At 67.6% G+C, this 17,263-nt stretch carries 22 protein-coding genes; 13 read left to right on the top strand and 9 right to left on the bottom strand.

The features are described from left to right. Position 1: 1 nt before the first annotated feature. Genes GBG68_RS08660 through GBG68_RS08640 form a run of 5 tightly spaced genes read right to left on the bottom strand, consistent with a single transcriptional unit; the run spans position 2 to position 3,018 of the window. Complete coding sequence (locus tag GBG68_RS08660; protein WP_152146548.1) at positions 2 to 319, bottom strand: lipid asymmetry maintenance protein MlaB; 318 nt, start codon at positions 317 to 319, stop codon at positions 2 to 4. Next, positions 316 to 927 carry a phospholipid-binding protein MlaC gene (locus GBG68_RS08655; RefSeq protein ID WP_152146547.1) on the bottom strand — a complete coding sequence of 204 codons (612 nt, stop codon included), beginning with the start codon at positions 925 to 927 and terminating at the stop codon, positions 316 to 318. The genes GBG68_RS08660 and GBG68_RS08655 overlap by 4 nt, the downstream gene beginning before the upstream one ends. A gap of 12 nt (positions 928 to 939) precedes the next feature. Next, entirely contained in the window at positions 940 to 1,404 is a 465-nt protein-coding gene (gene mlaD / locus GBG68_RS08650; RefSeq protein WP_152146546.1) for an outer membrane lipid asymmetry maintenance protein MlaD, read from the bottom strand. A 25-nt stretch (positions 1,405 to 1,429) separates the two neighbouring features. Then, the gene (gene mlaE, locus GBG68_RS08645; RefSeq protein WP_152146545.1) at positions 1,430 to 2,206 is read right to left on the bottom strand and encodes a lipid asymmetry maintenance ABC transporter permease subunit MlaE; all 777 of its coding nucleotides are present in this window, start codon (positions 2,204 to 2,206) and stop codon (positions 1,430 to 1,432) included. After that, on the bottom strand, positions 2,203 to 3,018 hold the full coding sequence (locus GBG68_RS08640; RefSeq protein WP_152146544.1) for an ABC transporter ATP-binding protein: 816 nt from the start codon (positions 3,016 to 3,018) through the stop codon (positions 2,203 to 2,205). Before GBG68_RS08640 ends, mlaE begins: the two co-directional genes overlap by 4 nt. 179 nt (positions 3,019 to 3,197) lie before the next feature. Between GBG68_RS08640 and GBG68_RS08635 the strand changes: the two genes are divergently transcribed. From GBG68_RS08635 to mgtE, 13 genes are all read left to right on the top strand, one after another. Next, positions 3,198 to 4,229 (top strand): KpsF/GutQ family sugar-phosphate isomerase, encoded by a 1,032-nt coding sequence (locus GBG68_RS08635; RefSeq protein WP_152146543.1) that lies wholly within the window; start codon positions 3,198 to 3,200, stop codon positions 4,227 to 4,229. After that, positions 4,230 to 4,799, top strand: coding sequence for a KdsC family phosphatase (locus GBG68_RS08630; RefSeq protein WP_152146542.1), 570 nt, complete (start codon positions 4,230 to 4,232; stop codon positions 4,797 to 4,799). After that, the gene (lptC, locus tag GBG68_RS08625) at positions 4,786 to 5,355 is read left to right on the top strand and encodes an LPS export ABC transporter periplasmic protein LptC (protein WP_152146541.1); all 570 of its coding nucleotides are present in this window, start codon (positions 4,786 to 4,788) and stop codon (positions 5,353 to 5,355) included. The genes GBG68_RS08630 and lptC overlap by 14 nt, the downstream gene beginning before the upstream one ends. After that, positions 5,336 to 5,857: a lipopolysaccharide transport periplasmic protein LptA gene (lptA, locus tag GBG68_RS08620; protein WP_152146540.1), complete on the top strand. Its 522-nt coding sequence runs from the start codon at positions 5,336 to 5,338 to the stop codon at positions 5,855 to 5,857. The genes lptC and lptA overlap by 20 nt, the downstream gene beginning before the upstream one ends. After that, positions 5,854 to 6,579 (top strand): LPS export ABC transporter ATP-binding protein, encoded by a 726-nt coding sequence (gene lptB, locus GBG68_RS08615; RefSeq protein WP_152146539.1) that lies wholly within the window; start codon positions 5,854 to 5,856, stop codon positions 6,577 to 6,579. Before lptA ends, lptB begins: the two co-directional genes overlap by 4 nt. Positions 6,580 to 6,874: 295 nt before the next feature. Continuing rightward, the gene (locus GBG68_RS08610) at positions 6,875 to 8,341 is read left to right on the top strand and encodes an RNA polymerase factor sigma-54 (protein WP_152146583.1); all 1,467 of its coding nucleotides are present in this window, start codon (positions 6,875 to 6,877) and stop codon (positions 8,339 to 8,341) included. A 19-nt stretch (positions 8,342 to 8,360) separates the two neighbouring features. Further along, positions 8,361 to 8,687 carry a ribosome hibernation-promoting factor, HPF/YfiA family gene (hpf, locus tag GBG68_RS08605; RefSeq protein WP_152146538.1) on the top strand — a complete coding sequence of 109 codons (327 nt, stop codon included), beginning with the start codon at positions 8,361 to 8,363 and terminating at the stop codon, positions 8,685 to 8,687. A 57-nt stretch (positions 8,688 to 8,744) separates the two neighbouring features. Then, positions 8,745 to 9,215 (top strand): PTS IIA-like nitrogen regulatory protein PtsN, encoded by a 471-nt coding sequence (gene ptsN, locus GBG68_RS08600; RefSeq protein WP_152146537.1) that lies wholly within the window; start codon positions 8,745 to 8,747, stop codon positions 9,213 to 9,215. A gap of 8 nt (positions 9,216 to 9,223) precedes the next feature. Further along, positions 9,224 to 9,733, top strand: coding sequence for a hypothetical protein (locus GBG68_RS08595; RefSeq protein WP_152146536.1), 510 nt, complete (start codon positions 9,224 to 9,226; stop codon positions 9,731 to 9,733). Between the two features lie 16 nt (positions 9,734 to 9,749). After that, positions 9,750 to 10,604, top strand: coding sequence for an RNase adapter RapZ (rapZ, locus tag GBG68_RS08590; protein ID WP_152146535.1), 855 nt, complete (start codon positions 9,750 to 9,752; stop codon positions 10,602 to 10,604). Then, on the top strand, positions 10,601 to 10,990 hold the full coding sequence (locus GBG68_RS08585; RefSeq protein ID WP_152146534.1) for a PTS sugar transporter subunit IIA: 390 nt from the start codon (positions 10,601 to 10,603) through the stop codon (positions 10,988 to 10,990). Before rapZ ends, GBG68_RS08585 begins: the two co-directional genes overlap by 4 nt. A 28-nt stretch (positions 10,991 to 11,018) precedes the next feature. Then, entirely contained in the window at positions 11,019 to 11,288 is a 270-nt protein-coding gene (locus GBG68_RS08580) for an HPr family phosphocarrier protein (protein ID WP_152146533.1), read from the top strand. 140 nt (positions 11,289 to 11,428) lie between these two features. After that, the gene (gene mgtE, locus GBG68_RS08575; RefSeq protein ID WP_152146532.1) at positions 11,429 to 12,787 is read left to right on the top strand and encodes a magnesium transporter; all 1,359 of its coding nucleotides are present in this window, start codon (positions 11,429 to 11,431) and stop codon (positions 12,785 to 12,787) included. On the opposite strand, the gene GBG68_RS08570 is transcribed toward mgtE, so the two are convergent. From GBG68_RS08570 to GBG68_RS08555, 4 genes are all read right to left on the bottom strand, one after another. After that, a complete protein-coding gene (locus GBG68_RS08570) occupies positions 12,747 to 12,974 on the bottom strand; it encodes a hypothetical protein (RefSeq protein WP_152146531.1) in 228 nt (75 codons plus the stop codon). The two genes, mgtE and GBG68_RS08570, sit on opposite strands and share 41 nt — an antisense overlap. A 93-nt stretch (positions 12,975 to 13,067) precedes the next feature. After that, positions 13,068 to 14,642, bottom strand: coding sequence for a PAS domain-containing methyl-accepting chemotaxis protein (locus GBG68_RS08565; protein ID WP_152146530.1), 1,575 nt, complete (start codon positions 14,640 to 14,642; stop codon positions 13,068 to 13,070). A gap of 157 nt (positions 14,643 to 14,799) precedes the next feature. Continuing rightward, complete coding sequence (locus tag GBG68_RS08560) at positions 14,800 to 15,525, bottom strand: SapC family protein (RefSeq protein WP_152146529.1); 726 nt, start codon at positions 15,523 to 15,525, stop codon at positions 14,800 to 14,802. Positions 15,526 to 15,571: 46 nt separating this feature from the next. Then, positions 15,572 to 17,209 carry a ShlB/FhaC/HecB family hemolysin secretion/activation protein gene (locus tag GBG68_RS08555; RefSeq protein ID WP_193222268.1) on the bottom strand — a complete coding sequence of 546 codons (1,638 nt, stop codon included), beginning with the start codon at positions 17,207 to 17,209 and terminating at the stop codon, positions 15,572 to 15,574. Positions 17,210 to 17,263: the final 54 nt, after the last annotated feature.

Raw genomic sequence — 17,263 nt, 5'->3', positions numbered from 1 at the left:
ATCACTCTCCGCAGTTGTTCGTTTCCAATGGCAGCAGCCGCTCCAGACCGCTGACCCGGGCCAGGGCGCGCATCTGCTCGGGCATGCCGCGATAGTGAAGGCTCAGCCCGTGTTGGCGTGCCTGGCGCGTCCACTCGGCCAGCAGCGCAAGCCCCGCGCTGTCCGAGCGCCGCACGCCGGACAGATCCAACACCAGCTCCGGGCCTCGGCGCCAAAGCTCATCGCCCCGGGCCCACAGCCCGGGCACGCTCTCCACGCTGAGCTCCCCGCTCAGCGCACAGCTCCCGCCCTCGCCCCATGCCAACCGCGCCGCGCTCATGCGTCGCGGCGGTTGGCGTTGCGCGCGGCCAGGTCGTCGATCAGCCCGTCCAGGCCCTGGCGGCGGATCGCACTGGCGAAGGAGCCGCGGTAGTTCTGCACCAGGCTCAGGCCCTCGATGATCACATCGAACACCTTCCAGCCCGATTCGGTGCGACGCAGATTGTAATCCACCGGGATATCCGGCCCGCCCCCATTTTGCTTGATTACGGTACTCACCGTCACCCGGCCCCGCGCCGGGTCGCCGCGCAAGGGCAGGTATTCGATGCGCTGCCCGGAGTACTCCGCCAGCGAGGTGGCGTAGGTGCGCACCAACAAATGGCGGAATTCCTCCACGAAGCGCGAGCGCTGCTCGTCGCTGGCACCGCGCCAGTTTCGCGCCAGCACGTAGCGGCTCATCAGCTCGAAGTCGAAGTGCGGCAGCACGATCTCCTCGACCAGATCGAAGACCATCTGCGGGCGCTCATCCAACTCGCCCCGGCGCTCACGCAGCACCTCCAGCATGCGCTCGGCGGTATCCCGCACCAGCGCATCGGGCGCCGTCTCCTGCGCCTGCGCCGGGGCCGCGGCGAGCAGCAGCGACAGCAACAGCCAAAACACGCGCTTCATCGGAAAACCTCCTTATTGTCCCTCGGCCTGCTGAAACAGGAACTGACCGATGATCTTCTCCAGCACCAGCGCCGACTGGGTGAGGGTGATCTCGTCCCCGTCCTGCAGGTACAGATCCATGCCGCCCGGCTCCAGCCCCACGTACTGCTCGCCGAGCAGGCCGGAGGTGAGGATGCTGGCACTGGTGTCCTCGGGCAGTTGGTCGAAGCGGCGGGCGATATCCAGCTGAACCCGTGCCTCGAAGCTGCGCTCGTCCAGATCGATGGCTGCCACCCGGCCGACCCGCACCCCCGCCATGGTCACCGGCGCCTGCACCTTCAGCCCGCCGATGTTCTGAAAGCGCGCCTCCACCCGGTACGAGGGCTCGCCGCTGAAGCCGGTGAAACCGCTCACCTTCATCGCCAGCCCGAACAGGGCCGCCAGACCGATCACCACGAACAGCCCGACGCCGATTTCCATTGCCCGCGAGTTAGCCATTGCGTCTTCCTTCAGGAGACAGTAATCAACCGAACATCAAAGCGGTGAGCACGAAGTCCATGCCCAGCACAGCGAGGGAGGCGTACACCACGGTGCGGGTGGTGGCGTTGGCCACGCCCTCCGAGGTGGGCACCGCATCATAACCCTGGAACACGGCGATCCAGGTCACCACCAGCCCGAAGACCACGCTCTTGATCACGCCGTTGAGAATATCCCCGCTGAAGGCCACTGCGCTCTGCATCTGCGACCAGAAAGAGCCGCTGTCCACGCCCAGCACCCCGGTTCCGATGCCGTAGCCGCCGAGCACCCCGACGAAGCTGAAGAGCGCCGCCAGCAAGGGCATGGCGATGAAACCCGCCAGCAGGCGCGGCGCGGCCACCCGGCGCTCCGGGTCCACCGCCATCATTTCCATGCCCGAGAGCTGCTCGGTGGCCTTCATCAGGCCGATCTCCGCGGTCAGCGCCGAACCGGCGCGGCCGGCGAACAGCAAGGCGGTAACCACCGGCCCGAGTTCGCGCACCAGTGAGAGCGCCACCAGCACGCCCAGGGACTGCTCGGCACCGAAATCCACCAGCGTGCGGTAGCCCTGCAGCCCCAGCACCATGCCCACGAACAGCCCCGCCACCACGATGATCGGCAGCGAGAGCACCCCCACCGCGTGCACCTGGCGCAGCACCAGGGCGGGCCGGCGCAACACCTCGCCCAGGCCCAGCAGCAATCGCCCCAGAAACAGCGTGGCCCGGCCCAGACCCGCCAGGCTTGCCAGGGTGAGCGCCCCCAGAGCCGCCAGGCGCCCGATCATCGCCCCAGCGCCTCTTCTTCGTAGGCGGGCGCCGGGTAATGAAAAGGCACCGGCCCGTCGGGCAGGCCGTCCATGAACTGACGCACCCAGGCCGACTTCGAAGCGCGCAGGGACTCCGGTGTGCCGGACTCCACCACCCGCCCGTCGGAGATCAGGTGTATGCGATCGGCGATACCGGCGGCCTCGGCCACATCATGGGAGACCACGACACTGCTCAGACCCAGCGCGTCGTTGAGCCGGCGGATCAGCTCCACCAGCACGCCCATGGAAATGGGGTCCTGGCCGGTGAAGGGCTCGTCGTACATCACCATCATGGGGTCCAGGGCGATGGCCCGCGCCAGCGCCACCCGCCGCGCCATGCCGCCGGAGAGCTCCGCCGGGCGCAGCCGCCGCGCGCCGCGCAGCCCCACGGCCTCGAGCTTCATCAGCACCAGCTGCTCGATCAGCGGCTCGGGCAGGCGTGTATGCTCGCGCAGGGGAAAGGCCACGTTCTCGAACACATCCATATGCGTGAACAGCGCCCCGCTCTGGAACAGCATCCCCATGCGTCGGCGCAGCCGGTACAGGGCCGCGCGCCCCAGGGTGTCGACCCGCTCGCCGTCCACCCGGATACTGCCCGCCTGGGGTTTGAGCTGGCCGCCGATCAGGCGCAGCAACGTGGTCTTGCCGGTGCCGCTGGGGCCCATGATCACGGTAAGCTCGCCGCGGCGGATATCCAGGTCGATGTCGTCGAAAATTACCCGCTTGCCGCGGGAAAAACGCAGGCCGCGAATCTCCACCAGCACATCATTGGCTTGCGCGCCCGTGCTCATCGAAAAGGCTTCCACCGCCCGGCAATCCACCATGGGGAAAATGACGGGCCAGTATCCGGCACCCCCCCGAGGGAGTCAAACCGACCGCCCCGGAACAGCCCGCCAACATTGCCATGTTCGGCCCACTGGTTTCCAATAGGTGTCCAGTGCATTTTGCAGGCACCGCAACCAGGGTTTCCATGAACGACAGCGACGCCTCCCAAGGCAAGGTCTACCGCCGCGAGCAGGCCCACCACGACCGGGTGGACGACGACGCCCTGCGCCGTCTGGCGCTCGCCGTGCTGGACACCGAAGCCGGCGCCATCGCCGACCTGAAGGCCCGCATCGATGCGCACTTCACCCGTGCCTGCCGCCTCATGCTCGCGTGTCGCGGCCGCGTGGTGGTCACCGGCATGGGCAAATCCGGCCATATCGGCAACAAGATCGCCGCCACGCTGGCGAGCACCGGCACGCCGGCCTTCTTCCTCCATCCGGGAGAGGCGAGCCACGGCGATCTGGGCATGATCACCCCCGAGGACGTGGTGCTGGCCCTGTCCAACTCCGGGGAAACCGACGAGATCACCACCATTCTGCCGCTGATCAAGCGCCTGGGCGTGCCGCTGATCGCCATGACCGGCAAGCCCAACTCCCGGCTGGCCCGCGCCGCCGACGAACACCTGGACGTGTCGGTGCGCGAAGAAGCCTGTCCCCTGGGGCTGGCGCCCACCTCCAGCACCACGGCGGCGCTCGCCATGGGCGATGCCCTGGCCGTGTCCCTGCTGGAGGCGCGTGGCTTCACCGCCGAGGACTTCGCCCGCTCCCACCCCGGCGGGCGCCTGGGCCGGCGCCTGCTGCTGCTCATTGAAGATGTGATGCACACCGGCGAGCGAATCCCCCGCATCAGTGCCGACGCGCCGCTGCGCGAAGCCCTGCTGGAGATGAGCCGCAAGGGCCTGGGCATGACCGCGGTGCTGGATGCCGACGGCCGCCCCGTGGGCGTGTTCACCGACGGCGATCTGCGCCGCAGCCTGGACGGCGCGGTGGATGTGCACACCACCCCGGTGCACCGGGTCATGACCCCCGGCGGCAAGCGGGTACAACCGGACCAGCTCGCCGCCGAAGCCCTGCAGGTCATGGAGCGGCACAAGATCAACGGCTTGCTGGTGGTGGCCGATGAGCAACTGGTGGGGGTGCTGAACATGCACGACCTGCTGCGGGCGGGAGTGGTCTGAATGACCTTGGAGCCTACCGAACACGCCTTCTGCGGCGCCGTGGATGAAACGCTGCTCGCGCGCGCCCGCCCCATAAAGATCCTGGTGATGGATGTGGACGGCGTGCTCACCGACGGGCGCATCAACATGGGCGCCGAAGGCGAGCTGCACAAGGCCTTCAACATCCTCGACGGCAAGGGCTTGAGCATGCTGCGCGAGGCGGGCGTGGAGCGCGCCCTGCTCACCGGGCGCAACTCGCCCCAGGTACAGCGGCGCGCCGAGGAACTGGGTATTCAGCACGTCCTGCAAGGCAAGCAGCGCAAATGGGAAGCGCTGGAGCCGCTGCTGCGCGGCCTTGCGCTCGCCCCGGAGCACTGCGCCTACATTGGCGACGATCTGATCGACCTGCCGGTGGCGCGCCGGGTGGGCCTGGCGGTGGCCGTACCCAATGCCCACCCCTGGCTCGCCGCCCACTGCCATTGGCAGACCCGCCTACCCGGTGGCGAAGGGGCGGTGCGCGAGCTCTGTGAGCTGATCCTGCTTGCCCGGGGCGAGCTGGGCGCTATGCTGCAGGCCTATGCGCAGGACTAGACTCTTCCCCGCGGTAACGCTGATCATCCTGGTGGCGTTGGCCTGGTGGCTGTCCCGTGACCGCGACGAATCACGAGACGCCGCCGACGCCGCCGCCGTCAGCGTCCCCGACGCCTTCTTCGAAGGCTTTCGCCTGCGCAGCACCGACGCCACCGGGCGCTGGGACTACCAAGTGGACTCGCCCCGGGTCGCCCACTACCCCGAGGATGACCGCTGGACGCTGGCCACGCCGCGCCTGGAGGCCTATCCCGAGGAAGGCGCGACCTGGCACGCCCACGCCGAGCAGGGTATCGCCTGGCCCGACGAGGACCGGGTGGAGTTGCGCGGCAGAGTCACGGTGCGCCGGGCGGCAAGCCCCGTGAACCGCCCGCTGGAGCTGGATACCGAAAACGTGCGCATCACCCCCAGCCGCGACTACGCCGAGACCGACGCCTACACCGAAGTCCGCCAGGGCGTCTCGCGTATCCAGGGCACAGGCGCCCGCGCCTGGGTGGCCGAAGACCGGGTGGAATTCCTCTCCGAAGTAAAGGGACACTATGTACCGGAAGACCAATAAGCTCCTCGCCCTGCTGGTTCTGGCGCTGCCCCTCGCCGCGGGCGCGCTCGAGAGCGACCGTGAACAACCCATCGAACTGGAAGCCGACCGCGCCGAGATGGACAACGTCAGCGGCGTGAGTGTGTACACCGGCAATGTGATCCTCACCCAGGGCACGCTGAAGATCACCGGCGACAAGATGACCGTCTACCAGACCGAGGGCGGCGAGCTGGACAAGGCCTACGTGGACGGCCGCCCCGCCACCTACCAGCAGCTGCCCGACGACCAGCCCCTGCCGGTCAAGGCCCGTGCCCCGCGCATGGAGTATTACGCCAGCGGCCCCGAGCGGGTCCGTCTGCTCCAGGGCGGCCTGATCACCCAGGGCCAGGACGAGTTCGAAGGCGAGACCATCGTCTATCTGGTGCAGGAAGACCGCATGCAGGCCGAGCGCGGCGAGGGCGAAGACCAGCGTATCCGCATCAAGTTCTTCCCCAAGGAAGATGACAAGGGCGACGCGCCATGAGCCGCCTGCTCGCCGAAGGCCTGATCAAGCGCTACAAGGGGCGCACCGTGGTCAAGGACGCCAGCTTCGCCCTGCAGAGCGGCGAGATCGTCGGCCTGCTGGGCCCCAACGGCGCCGGCAAGACCACCTCCTTCTACATGATCGTCGGCCTGATCGCCGCCGACGGCGGGCGCATCGTGCTGGACGGGCAGGACATCACCCGCCTGCCCATCCACACCCGGGCGCGGCTCGGCATCGGCTACCTGCCCCAGGAAGCCTCGGTATTCCGCAAGTTGAGCGTCGCCAACAACCTGATGGCCGTGCTGGAGACCCGCAAGGAGCTCAGCCGCGCCCAGCGCCGCCAGGAGCTGGACGCGCTGCTGGAGGAATTCCACGTCACCCACCTGCGCGATCAAATGGGCATCTCGCTCTCCGGGGGCGAACGGCGCCGAGTGGAAATCGCCCGGGCGCTGGCCGCCAACCCGCGTTTCATCCTGCTCGATGAGCCTTTCGCCGGCGTGGACCCCATCTCGGTGGTGGACATCCAGCAGATCGTGCGCCATCTGGCCGAACGCGGCATCGGCGTGCTGATCACCGACCACAATGTGCGCGAGACCCTGGGCATCGTGCAGCGGGCCTATATCCTGGGGGACGGCGCGGTGATCGCCGAGGGCAGCGCCGAAGAAGTGCTGGCCAATCAGCGGGTCAAGGAGGTCTACCTGGGGGAGCATTTCCGGCTCTAGGGGCACACGGATCGATCCCCCCGAGGCCTCTGCGGCAGCCGGGCGCGCCTCGGCGAGGCGGCGCCCGCCACGAATGGCCCAGACCCTTGGCCAGGGCGACGCCCCATCGCGCCTTGGCGGCGAACCGCCAGACGGTGAGAGGCCCAAAAGAAGGGGGCAGCGCCTCCCCGGGCCCGGCGCGGCCCGCCCGCCGTTCCAGCCCCGTGACAATTAGGCTACGATGGACGCTAAGCATGTACCCATCCCACACTAATCAGCGGCACGCAGCGCGCGGCATCGACCGACGCCCATGGGCATGAAGCAAAGTCTGCAAATACGCCTGGGGCAGCAGCTCACCATGACGCCCCAGCTGCAACAGGCCATACGGCTGTTGCAGCTCTCCAGCCTGGACCTGCAGCTGGAGATCCAGCAGGCGCTGGAGTCCAATGTCATGCTGGAGCTGGAGGAAGACACCGAGCCCAGCCTGGACCGGGAACTGTCCAGCCGCGAGCGCGACGAGGAACGCGAGGCCCGGGACGCCCCGGAGCCCGCGGAGGACAGCGCCCGGGATACCAGCGAGCCCAACGAGCACATCCCCGACGAATTGCCGGTGGACAGCCAGTGGGACGACGTCTACGACGGCTCCACCAGCTACAGCAGCCCCGAATTCGACGACCGCGACCCCTTCGCCAACGAGAGCGGCAGCGCGGGCGGCTTGCGCGCGCACCTGCGCTGGCAGGCGGATCTGTGCGGTTTCACCGAGAAGGACCGCTATATCGCCGAGATCCTCATCGACTCGGTGGCCGACGACGGTTACCTGCACATCGGCACCGAGGAGGTGCTGCAGGCCCTGCCCCCCGAGTGGCGGGTGGAACCGGAAGAGGTGGAAACGGTGCTTCAGCGCGTCCAGCGCTTCGACCCGGTGGGGGTGGCCGCGCGGGAGCCCCGCGAAGCGCTGCTGCTGCAGCTCGAGCCCCTGCCCCCCGACACCCCCTGGCTCGCCGAAGCGCGGCTGCTGGTGGACAAGCACCTGGAACTGCTCGCCGGGCGCCAATACAGCCAGTTGATGCGCCGCCTGAAGCTCGACCAGGACAGCCTGCGGGCGGTGGTCGCCCTGATCCAGACCCTGGATCCGCATCCGGGCGCGCGGATCAGCGACGAAACGCCCCAATATGTCATTCCGGATGTGTTCGTGCGCAAGCAGCGGGGGGTCTGGCAGGTGGATCTGAACACCGATGCCCTGCCGAAGATTCGGGTCAACGACTACTACGCCGGCCTGCTCAAGGGTGGCGAGAGCGCCACCCTGCGCGACCAGCTCCAGGAGGCGCGCTGGTTCCTCAAGAGCCTGCAGAGCCGCCACGAGACCCTGCTGAAGGTCGCCCGCTTCATCGTCGCCCACCAGCAGGGCTTCTTCGAGCACGGCGAAGAGGCCATGAAGCCGCTGGTACTGCGCGAAGTGGCCGAAGAGGTGGAGATGCACGAGTCCACCATCTCGCGCATCACCACCCAGAAGTACATGCACACCCCGCGGGGCACGCTGGAGTTCAAGTATTTCTTCTCCAGCCACGTCAGCACCGCCGATGGCCAGGAGTGCTCCGCCACCGCCATCCGCGCACGCATCCGCAAGCTCATCGCCGCCGAGGCACCCGACAAGCCCTTGAGTGACAGCAAGCTCACCGAGATCCTTCAGGACGAAGGCATTAACGTTGCCCGACGAACCGTGGCAAAGTACAGGGAAGCCATGAACATTGGTTCATCCACCGAGCGAAAGAGGCTCGCCTGAATACCCCAAAGGAGGCGGTATGCAGATCAACGTCACCGGCCATCACGTGGACATCACCGAGGCGCTCCGCAGCTACGTCAAGGACAAACTCGACCGCCTGGAGCGTCACTTCGACAACGTGGTGGATGTGCACGTCATTCTCACGGTGGAAAAGTTGGACCAGAAGGCCGAAGCCACCATGCTACTCAGTGGGGCCCGCATTCACGCCGAAGCCACCCACGAGGACATGTATGCCGCCATCGACGCGCTGATCGACAAGCTCGACCGGCAGGTCGTCAAGCACAAGGAAAAACTCACCGATCACCACCGTCGCGAAGGCGCCGCCCAGAAGGCAGCGCTCGAGTAACGCAGTCGGGGCGGCCCCAAAACGGGCCGCCCCGCTTCCATAGGCGCGCTAGAAAAAATGAACATCGTCGATCTGATCAGCCTCGAACGCATCGCCGTCGATGCGGACCTGGCCAGCAAGAAACGCTCCCTGGAGACACTCAGCGAACTGCTTACCCGGAACGCCGACACCCTGTCCGCGAACACGGTGTTCGAAAAACTGATCAGCCGGGAGCGGCTGGGCAGCACCGGCCTCGGCCGCGGAGTCGCCCTGCCTCACGCCCGCATCGAGGGCAGCAGCGAGGCGCTGGGCGCCTTCATCAAGTTGCAGAGCGGCGTGGACTTCGACGCCTTCGACAAGCAACCCGTGGACCTGATGTTTGCCCTGGTGGTTCCGGAGCACTTCACCGACGAGCACCTGCAGATCCTCTCCAGCCTGGCGGAGCTGTTCAGCGACCAGACGCTGTGCGAGCGCCTGCGCGGCGCGGAAACGCCCGAACAGATCCATCAGATGCTGCTGGACTGGCAGGCCACCCGGAACCCGTCCTGAACACAGACATGCCCATCCGCCCCACGAGCCCCGAAGTACAGACCATTCCCGGCGTCCTGCTGTCGCTGGATGGGCGGGGCGTGCTGCTCACCGGCGAGAGCGGCGTGGGCAAGAGCGAGACCGCCCTGCAGCTGATCGAACGCGGCCATCGGCTGGTGGCCGATGACGCGGTGGAACTGTACCCGGCCCCTGGCGCCCCCCGCGGACGCAGCCCCGAGGCGCTGCGCGGCCTGTTGGAGGTGCGCGGCCTGGGCCTGCTGGAGGTGACACGCCTGTTCGGTCCCGGCGCCTGGCTGGCCGAAACGAGCATCGCCCTGGAAATCGAATTACTGAAAGCCTCACCGGCGGACTATGCCGACTGGCCGCGACTGGAACCGCGCCACTGCGAACGGGCCTACCTGGGCCAAAGCCTGCCTTGCCTGCAACTGCCGGTCAGCCCCGGACGACCGCTGGCACTGCTGGTGGAAACCGCAACGCGCGGCCTGTCCCCGCCCACTGTCCGCCCATTGAGCTGTTGAGCACGGGGGCCTGCCCATGAAACTGGTTATCATCAGTGGCCTGTCGGGTTCGGGCAAGACTGTCGCCCTGCACACCCTGGAAGACCTGGGCTATTACTGCATCGACAATCTGCACGTGGGCCTGCTGGGCGCCTTCGGCCGGCACATCACCGACACCGGCATGACCGAGGAGGTGCGCTACGCGGTAGGCATAGACGCGCGCAACCGTCCCGAAGACCTGGCGCGCTTCGCACAGATCCTCCAGGAGCTGGAAGCCCAGCAGATCCACAGCCGGATTCTCTTTCTCACCGCCGACGACGATACCCTGCTCAAGCGCTTCAAGGAGACCCGCCGCAAGCATCCGCTGAGCGGCCCCGAGCGCACCCTTGCCGAGGCCATCGCCCGGGAGCGGGAACTGCTCGCCCCGATCCTCGCGCGGGCCGATCTCACCGTGGACACCACCGCCACCAATGTGCACCAGTTGCGCGAACTGGTGCGCGAGCGCATGCAGCTGGGCAAGCGCAGCCTCTCGCTGCTGATCCAGTCCTTCGGCTACAAGCACGGCGTGCCCACCGACGCGGATTTCGTCTTCGACGCCCGCTGCCTGCCCAACCCCCACTGGGAGCCGGCCCTGCGCCCGCTCACCGGGCGTGACGCGGCGGTGGAGCAGTACCTGCAGAACCAGGGCGAGGCGGTAGCCTATCTGGAGCAGATGCAGGGCTTTCTCGACCAGTGGATACCGGCCTTCGAGCGGGAGAACCGCAGTTATCTGACCATCGCCGTGGGCTGCACCGGCGGCCAACACCGCTCGGTGTGGTTGGCCGAGCAGATGCACCGCCACTTCAGAGGCCAGCGCGAGGGCGTGACCCTGCGCCATCGGGAGCTCACATGAGCGTAGCCCTGCTGCTGATCACCCACGACCGTATCGGCGACGCGCTGCTGGATACCGCCCGGCGCACCCTGGGCGTGTGCCCCTTGCGAGCCGAGTGCCTGTCCGTGCCCCAGGACGCCGACCCGGACGACATGACCGCACAGGCCGCCACCCTGGTGGAGCGACTGGAGCAGGGAGATGGCGTGCTGCTGCTCACCGACGCCTACGGCTCCACCCCCAGCAATATCGCCTGCCGCATGCGCGCGCTCCCGGGCACCGCCGTGGTCACGGGCATCAACCTGCCCATGCTGCTGCGCGTGCTCAACTACCCCACGCTGGATCTGCGCGCCCTGCGCGACAAGGCACTCACCGGCGGCCAGGACGGCGTGCTGCTGGTCGATTGCTGAGCGCCCACAGCCCGAGGAACAAGCTACCATGCCCAGCCGCAAGATCACCATCATCAACAAACTCGGCCTGCACGCCCGGGCCGCGGCCCGCTTCGTCGCCACCGCCTCGAACTTCGACGCCGCCATCCGCCTGCGCAAGGGCGAGAAGACCGTCAACGGCAAGAGCATCATGGGCGTGATGATGCTCGCCGCCGGGCGCGGCACCAGCCTGGAGCTGAGCGCCGAGGGCGAGGACGCCGAACAGGCCCTGGATGCCCTGGAGCAACTGGTGGCCTCGCGCTTCGAGGAGGCGGAGTAAGCCCCTCCCCCCTAGGGAAGCGGCGCACGGCCGCGCATACCTTTCTCTCGAGGCGGACTTAAGGAGACGATGGTAGCGACCCGCCTCCGTGTACTAAGATTGGCCGTCCTTCGCCCACCCCCGAGCAAATTGAGGGCGCCATGCAACAAACGGCCAAGCAGGAAAAGCCCCTGAGCCTCATCCAGGCCCTTGCCGAGGCTCTGGAGAGCGGCACCGTGCAGCGCGCGCGGGCCATGCTCAATGCCCTGCACCCGGCCGAGATCGCCCATCTGCTGGAATCCTTCCCCCCCGCCCAGCGCAAGCTGCTGTGGGAGCTGGTGGATCCGGAGTACGACGGCGAGGTGTTGCTGCACGTCAACGACGACCTGCGCAACGTGATCATCGGCGATATGGATCCCAAGGAGTTGATCGCCGCCACCGAAGGCATGGACATGGACGACCTGGCGGACTTCCTCCAGGACCTGCCGGCGACCCTGATCGGCGAAGTCCTGCAGTCCATGGACAAGCAGAACCGCCAGCGCCTGGAAGCGGTGATGTCCTACCCCGAGGACAGCGCCGGCGGCCTGATGAACACCGACACCATCACGGTGCGGGCCGACGTGAGCCTGGACGTGGTGCTGCGCTATCTGCGCCTGCGCGGCGAGATCCCGGAGCTCACCGACAAGCTGATCGTGGTCAACCGCTACGACCGCTACGTGGGCATCCTGCCGCTCTCCCAGCTGCTCACCAACGACCCGAACCTGAGCGTGGCCAAGGTACTGGATGCGAGCCTGGAGCCCATCCAGGCGGACAGTTCCGCCACGGAAGTCGCCAAGCTCTTCCAGGACCGCGACCTGGTCTCGGCACCGGTGGTGGATGAGCAGGGGCAATTGCTCGGGCGAATCACCATTGATGACGTGGTGGACGTCATTCGTGACGAAGCCGAGCGTTCACTCATGCACATGGCGGGTCTGGATGAAGAAACCGACATGTTCGCGCCGATATTCACCAACGCCCGGCGCCGGGCCGTGTGGCTGGGGATAAGCCTGATCTCCGCGCTGACCGCCGCCTCGGTGGTCAACATCTTCGAAGCCACCATTCAGCAGATCGTCGCGCTCGCTGTGCTCATGCCCATCGTCGCGAGCATGGGCGGAATCGCCGGGCAGCAGACACTCACCGTGGTAATACGAGGACTCGCCCTGGGCCAGATCGGCTCCGCGAACGCGCGCTCGCTGATACTGCGGGAAACCGCGGTGGGGGTACTCAACGGAATGCTCTGGGCCGCCGTCATCGGCGCGGTGGCGGCCACCTGGTTCCACAACCCGCGCATCGGGCTCATTATCGGCTGCGCCATGGTCATCAACCTTTTCTTCGGCGCCTTCGCCGGCAGCATCATTCCGTTGTTCCTGCGCAAGGTGGGCGTTGACCCGGCTCTCGCCGGGGGCATGATGCTCACCACGGTCACCGACGTGATAGGCTTCATGGCGTTCCTGGGCCTGGCGACGATTTTCCTGTTGTGATACGGCGCGCGGAATCGACCCAGAATCCCTGGCCTTCGAACAGTTCGCTGTAACGCGCGTAGGCACCGACATGGCCATACTGCTCTAGCAGCGAGAACAGGAACAGGCCCGGCATCGCCCAGGGGCCGTCCAGCCAGCCCAGCACACGCGCTTGCCAACGCAGCGGCCCAGGGTAGCCGGCGCTCATGTCCGGTTTCGCTCGCTGGCGAGCCCTGCCCTGCTTTCGGCTCATCCCGTGCCCATCAACGCCTTGCACCCTCCCTGCAGCTGGACAGGCTCCTCAGGCCGAAAACTGTCGCAATAGGCCCCGCAGCTCGTCCACCATCTTCACCAGCGTCTCACCGGTGCGCCGGGTATCTTCGGCGGCCGTGGCCGTATCCGCCACCCGGTCGCTGACTTGCAGGATATTGCGGTTGATCTCCTCGGAAACAGCAGTCTGCTCCTCGGCGGCGCTGGCCACCTGCGCATTCATCTCGTGGATCCGCTGCACAGCGCGGCTCACCCCGTCGATGGCCGTCGCCACTCGCTCGGCGTGGTCCGCGACCTGCCGGGCGGATTGCTGACCGCGCTCCATCACGCCACTGGCTTCGCCGGCCTGCTGCTGCAGGCGGTTGACCACCTCGCCGATCTCGGTGGCCGACTCGCCGGCGCGGCTTGCCAGGGTGCGCACCTCGTCGGCCACCACGGCAAAGCCGCGCCCCGCATCACCCGCCCGGGCCGCTTCGATGGCCGCGTTCAGCGCCAGCAGATTGGTCTGTTCGGTGATGGCGTTGATGGCATCGACAATGCCGCGTATGCCTTCGCTTTCGGCGCGCAGCCGCTGGATCACCTCGGCGGCCTGCTGCACCTCGGAGGCCAGGCTCTGCATGGCCCGGGTGGATTCGGCGATCACCCCGCGGCCCGATTCGGCCTCGTCGGCCCCTTCGCCGGCGGCCTCGCTGGCCACGGTGGTGTTGCGGGAAATCTCCTGGGCGGCGGCGTTCATCTCGTTGATGGCCGCGGCCACCTGCTCGATGTCGCCGCGCTGGGCGCCGATGGCCTGCTCGGTCTTCACCGAGGCCTGCTCCACGCCGCGGGAGCTCTCCAGCAGCTGGGCGCTGAAGTCCTCGATACGCCCCAACAGGGTGTTGTTGCGGGAGTTCTGCATGGCCAGCGCCAGCTCCGCCGCCGCCGCCTCGTCGTAGCCATTGCCATAGACGTAGCTACCCACCGAATTCTCGAAGATGCGCTGAGCATGGGCCTTGAGGGCCTGCAGGTGCCGGGTGAGGCCGTAGCCCACACCGCCGGCGAGCAACGCCAGCCCCGACACGGCCGCAAGCGATGCGGCGCTGCTCCAGCCCGCCTGCTCCGCCAGCCCCGTCAGGGCGGCGCCGCCGAACGCGGCGATGGCCATGGCGAGCGCCACCCGCTGGCGGGTTCCGCTGAGCAGCCGCCGGGGCAGGCGGTCTCGGCGGCGTATCTTCGCGTAGAGCTTCTGCGCCCGGGCAATCTGCTCGGCGCTGGCCCGGGTGCGAACGGACTGATATCCCACCCACTCCCCGTGCTCGAACAGGGGCGAGACATAGGCGCTCACCCAATAGTAATCGCCGTTCTTGCAGCGGTTCTTCACCACCCCCATCCAGGGCCGCCCGGCCTTGAGGGTATCCCAGAGATTCCGGAACACCGGCGCGGGCATGTCCGGGTGACGGATGACGTTGTGGGCCTGGCCCAGCAGCTCCGACGGACGGTAACCCGCCACCTGGCAGAACGCTTCGTTGACGTAGGTGATCACGCCCTTGCGGGTGGTGGTGCTGATCAGCCGGGCTTCAGGCGGTACTGGCCGCTCGCGGCCGGTCACTGGCAGATTGACGCGCATGCAGACTCCTCCGGCGCGGATGGGGCGCGCCGGCCTCTTGGACAACGACTGCCAAGCTTATCGGCCAGGGGACGGGACGTCTTGAGCCGGATCAAGGAAGCGTTCGAACGCGAGGCGCGGCAGGCGCGCCCCGGCCCGACGGCCGGGGCGTATCGAGTCAGGCGGGCAGGCGGCGCTGCAAACGGGTGGTATTGCCCAGGGAGATCAGATGGGCGTGGATCCAGGCCAGAAAGCCGCTGCGTTGCAGCTCAATCAACTGGGCGTCTTCCAGCCCGTCCAATCGCTCCTCGTCCACCACCTGGAAGTCCTGGATGATATAGCTGCGGCCCCGGGCGTCCTGCAACTGCAGGTCCTTGCGCACCAGCAGATCCAGCTCCCGCAGCCGCGCGGTGAAGCGGCGGGTGCGCAGCATTTCGCCGTGGAAGAGCTGCAGGAACTCGACGATCTCCGTGAGGAAATCGCTCTGCTCGCCGTCCTTGAACAGCGCCTGGCCGTCCTTGTCGTTGAAGCCCTTCCAGCTCTCGTCGATGCACACGGTCAGCTGTTCGCTGGTCTCGCCCTCCTCGCCATGGGCCAGCACGAAGGGGTAACGGCGCACGAAGGCCGGCACATAGACGCCCGCCTCCCAATGCCCCTTCTTGTCGATGAACAGGTTCTGCCGCTCGCTCAGCCCCAGCAGGGCCACCGGCACCAGGTCCTCGCCCTGCCCCGAGAAGATGACGGGGAAGTCCCGGCTGGCCTGGAAGAACTCGGTACCCGCCAGCGGCACCCAGTTGGCCCTGGCGGCGAAGCCGGCGTCGCCCTCGCTCTGGCGCAGCTTGAGCTTGCCGTGTTGCTCGGCGTTGAGTGGGACGATCTTGTTGTAGAACAGCATGGTCGACATGGTTTCCCTCGTTCGGTGGTGTTTGCCGGGCCGTACCCGCCCGTGGTCAATTCCAGTTGGTGGCCCAGACCAGACGCAGGTGCAACTGCGCGGAATCCTGGTCCGGGATGACGTCATTGATGGCATGGCCGGCGGACAGCTCGCCCTGCAGATGCCGGCCCCACTGCCAGCGCCCGCCCAACCCGACGGCGGTGATGGTCTCGTGCTCCGGGCTGTCGGCCCAGACCGCGCCGTGATCCACAAACAGATAGGGCTGCAGGTGCCGCCAGCCCTGCCAGTGCCACTCCAGGTTGAGATAGTAACCGCGACCGCCGGACAGCGCCCCCTGGGGATAGCCCCGCACGCTGTTGACGCCGCCGACCTGGAACAATTCGGAGGCGGGCAGCCCCGCCACCGGGCCATATTGCCAGCCCCCCCGGGCCTGGGCGTAACTGCGCTCGCCCAGCCGCCGCAGCCAGCTCAGCCCGCCGCGAAAGAGCAGATCCGAGGTCTGATCGCCGAGGATGTCCTCCCCGGTGATCCGCGTCAGATCGCCGTGCAGGCTCCAGCGCTGGCGCTCACCACCACCGCTCAACCGCGCCCCCAGACCATAGCTGTCAACGCTGGATTCGGTCAGGGCAATGCCATCGATCAGCGTGGTGGACTCGCTGTGGCTGGCACGCAGCACGCCCCCCAGGGTCCAGTCATCCCCCAGCCACAGGGGCTGGCGGTACTCCAGGCTGAGGGCGTCGGACTCGCCGGTGATGGCCAGCGCCTGGAACGGCCCCTGGATGATCTCGATCTCGCCATTGCTGAGGGCCAGCTGCAGCCGCCCGCCCCAGCGGTTGACCGGCGCCTCGTAGCTGGCGCTGCCACTGAGCGCGCCCTCGCTGCCCAGCAGAAACAGGCTGGCATTGTCTCCCCGGCCGAACAGGCCCCGGCGCAGATAGTAAACGCCCAACTGCAGCTCGCCGGTGTTGTCGGTGCCGGCATTATCGAGGAAGAACTGCAGGGCGTTGCGGGTCGGCTCCGCCACCCGCAGCACCAGGTCCGTTTCGCCGAAGCCGCCCCCCGGACGCAGGCCCAGACGCAGATCCAGCTCGTTACCGGCGTTGTAGTAGCGCAGCACCCGGGCCAGCCGCTCCACGTCCAGCACCTCCCCCTCGGCCACCGGCAGCAGCCCGCGCAGATAGGATGGGCTGCTGTACTCGACGCCCTCCAGTTGTAGCTCCCCCAGCCGTCCTTCCACCAGCCGCACCTGCACCACGCCCTGTTCGATGCGCTGGGGGGGGATCAAGGCGCGGGCCGTGAGCAGACCCCGCTCGCTGTAGCGGTCATTGATGCGGGCGACCAATTCGTTGAGTTCAGCAAAGCCGATTTCCCGGCCGACATAGTCCGCCGCCAGCCGGAGCAGCAAGGCCTTCTCCAGGAACGCGGAGCGGTCGAAACGCACGCCGCGCAGCAGAAAACGCGTGCCGTCCTCGGGCAGGGGCGCGTCCGCCCGCGCCTGCCCACCTTCGATCACCACCCGATCCGGCACCTCCCCGGCGTCCTGATCCTGGCGGAAGCGCTCCTGCTGGCGCTGGAACGGCGTGGGCGCGGTGCTGGGCGCCTCCAGCGGCGGCAGGGCGGTATCGGCCAGCACCGGCGGCGCCGCCAGCAAACAGGCCACGGCGCCCCACAGCAGGCGTCGGCGTTTTCTCATGGGCAATCTCTCCGCAGCCGATAGCGGGCGCGACATGCCGCGCCCGCCATCGAC

It is taken from the genome of Alkalilimnicola sp. S0819 (assembly GCF_009295635.1).
In the GTDB taxonomy this organism is placed as follows: Bacteria; Pseudomonadota; Gammaproteobacteria; order Nitrococcales; family WHIW01; genus S0819.
This window is presented reverse-complemented; position numbering and strand designations above follow the sequence as displayed.

Bases quoted from the DNA above. Each gene is read 5' to 3' on its own strand.
- GBG68_RS08640 (WP_152146544.1), bottom strand. From the start codon at position 3,018: ATGAGCACGGGCGCGCAAGCCAATGATGTGCTGGTGGAGATTCGCGGC.
- GBG68_RS08655 (WP_152146547.1), bottom strand. From the start codon at position 927: ATGAAGCGCGTGTTTTGGCTGTTGCTGTCGCTGCTGCTCGCCGCGGCC.
- GBG68_RS08585 (WP_152146534.1), top strand. From the start codon at position 10,601: ATGAGCGTAGCCCTGCTGCTGATCACCCACGACCGTATCGGCGACGCG.
- GBG68_RS08560 (WP_152146529.1), bottom strand. From the start codon at position 15,525: ATGTCGACCATGCTGTTCTACAACAAGATCGTCCCACTCAACGCCGAG.
- mgtE (WP_152146532.1), top strand. From the start codon at position 11,429: ATGCAACAAACGGCCAAGCAGGAAAAGCCCCTGAGCCTCATCCAGGCC.
- GBG68_RS08580 (WP_152146533.1), top strand. From the start codon at position 11,019: ATGCCCAGCCGCAAGATCACCATCATCAACAAACTCGGCCTGCACGCC.
- mlaE (WP_152146545.1), bottom strand. From the start codon at position 2,206: ATGATCGGGCGCCTGGCGGCTCTGGGGGCGCTCACCCTGGCAAGCCTG.
- GBG68_RS08630 (WP_152146542.1), top strand. From the start codon at position 4,230: ATGACCTTGGAGCCTACCGAACACGCCTTCTGCGGCGCCGTGGATGAA.
- GBG68_RS08565 (WP_152146530.1), bottom strand. From the start codon at position 14,642: ATGCGCGTCAATCTGCCAGTGACCGGCCGCGAGCGGCCAGTACCGCCT.
- rapZ (WP_152146535.1), top strand. From the start codon at position 9,750: ATGAAACTGGTTATCATCAGTGGCCTGTCGGGTTCGGGCAAGACTGTC.
- GBG68_RS08570 (WP_152146531.1), bottom strand. From the start codon at position 12,974: ATGAGCGCCGGCTACCCTGGGCCGCTGCGTTGGCAAGCGCGTGTGCTG.
- GBG68_RS08610 (WP_152146583.1), top strand. From the start codon at position 6,875: ATGAAGCAAAGTCTGCAAATACGCCTGGGGCAGCAGCTCACCATGACG.
- GBG68_RS08595 (WP_152146536.1), top strand. From the start codon at position 9,224: ATGCCCATCCGCCCCACGAGCCCCGAAGTACAGACCATTCCCGGCGTC.
- GBG68_RS08555 (WP_193222268.1), bottom strand. From the start codon at position 17,209: ATGAGAAAACGCCGACGCCTGCTGTGGGGCGCCGTGGCCTGTTTGCTG.
- GBG68_RS08635 (WP_152146543.1), top strand. From the start codon at position 3,198: ATGAACGACAGCGACGCCTCCCAAGGCAAGGTCTACCGCCGCGAGCAG.
- hpf (WP_152146538.1), top strand. From the start codon at position 8,361: ATGCAGATCAACGTCACCGGCCATCACGTGGACATCACCGAGGCGCTC.
- lptA (WP_152146540.1), top strand. From the start codon at position 5,336: ATGTACCGGAAGACCAATAAGCTCCTCGCCCTGCTGGTTCTGGCGCTG.
- lptB (WP_152146539.1), top strand. From the start codon at position 5,854: ATGAGCCGCCTGCTCGCCGAAGGCCTGATCAAGCGCTACAAGGGGCGC.
- GBG68_RS08660 (WP_152146548.1), bottom strand. From the start codon at position 319: ATGAGCGCGGCGCGGTTGGCATGGGGCGAGGGCGGGAGCTGTGCGCTG.
- mlaD (WP_152146546.1), bottom strand. From the start codon at position 1,404: ATGGCTAACTCGCGGGCAATGGAAATCGGCGTCGGGCTGTTCGTGGTG.
- ptsN (WP_152146537.1), top strand. From the start codon at position 8,745: ATGAACATCGTCGATCTGATCAGCCTCGAACGCATCGCCGTCGATGCG.
- lptC (WP_152146541.1), top strand. From the start codon at position 4,786: ATGCGCAGGACTAGACTCTTCCCCGCGGTAACGCTGATCATCCTGGTG.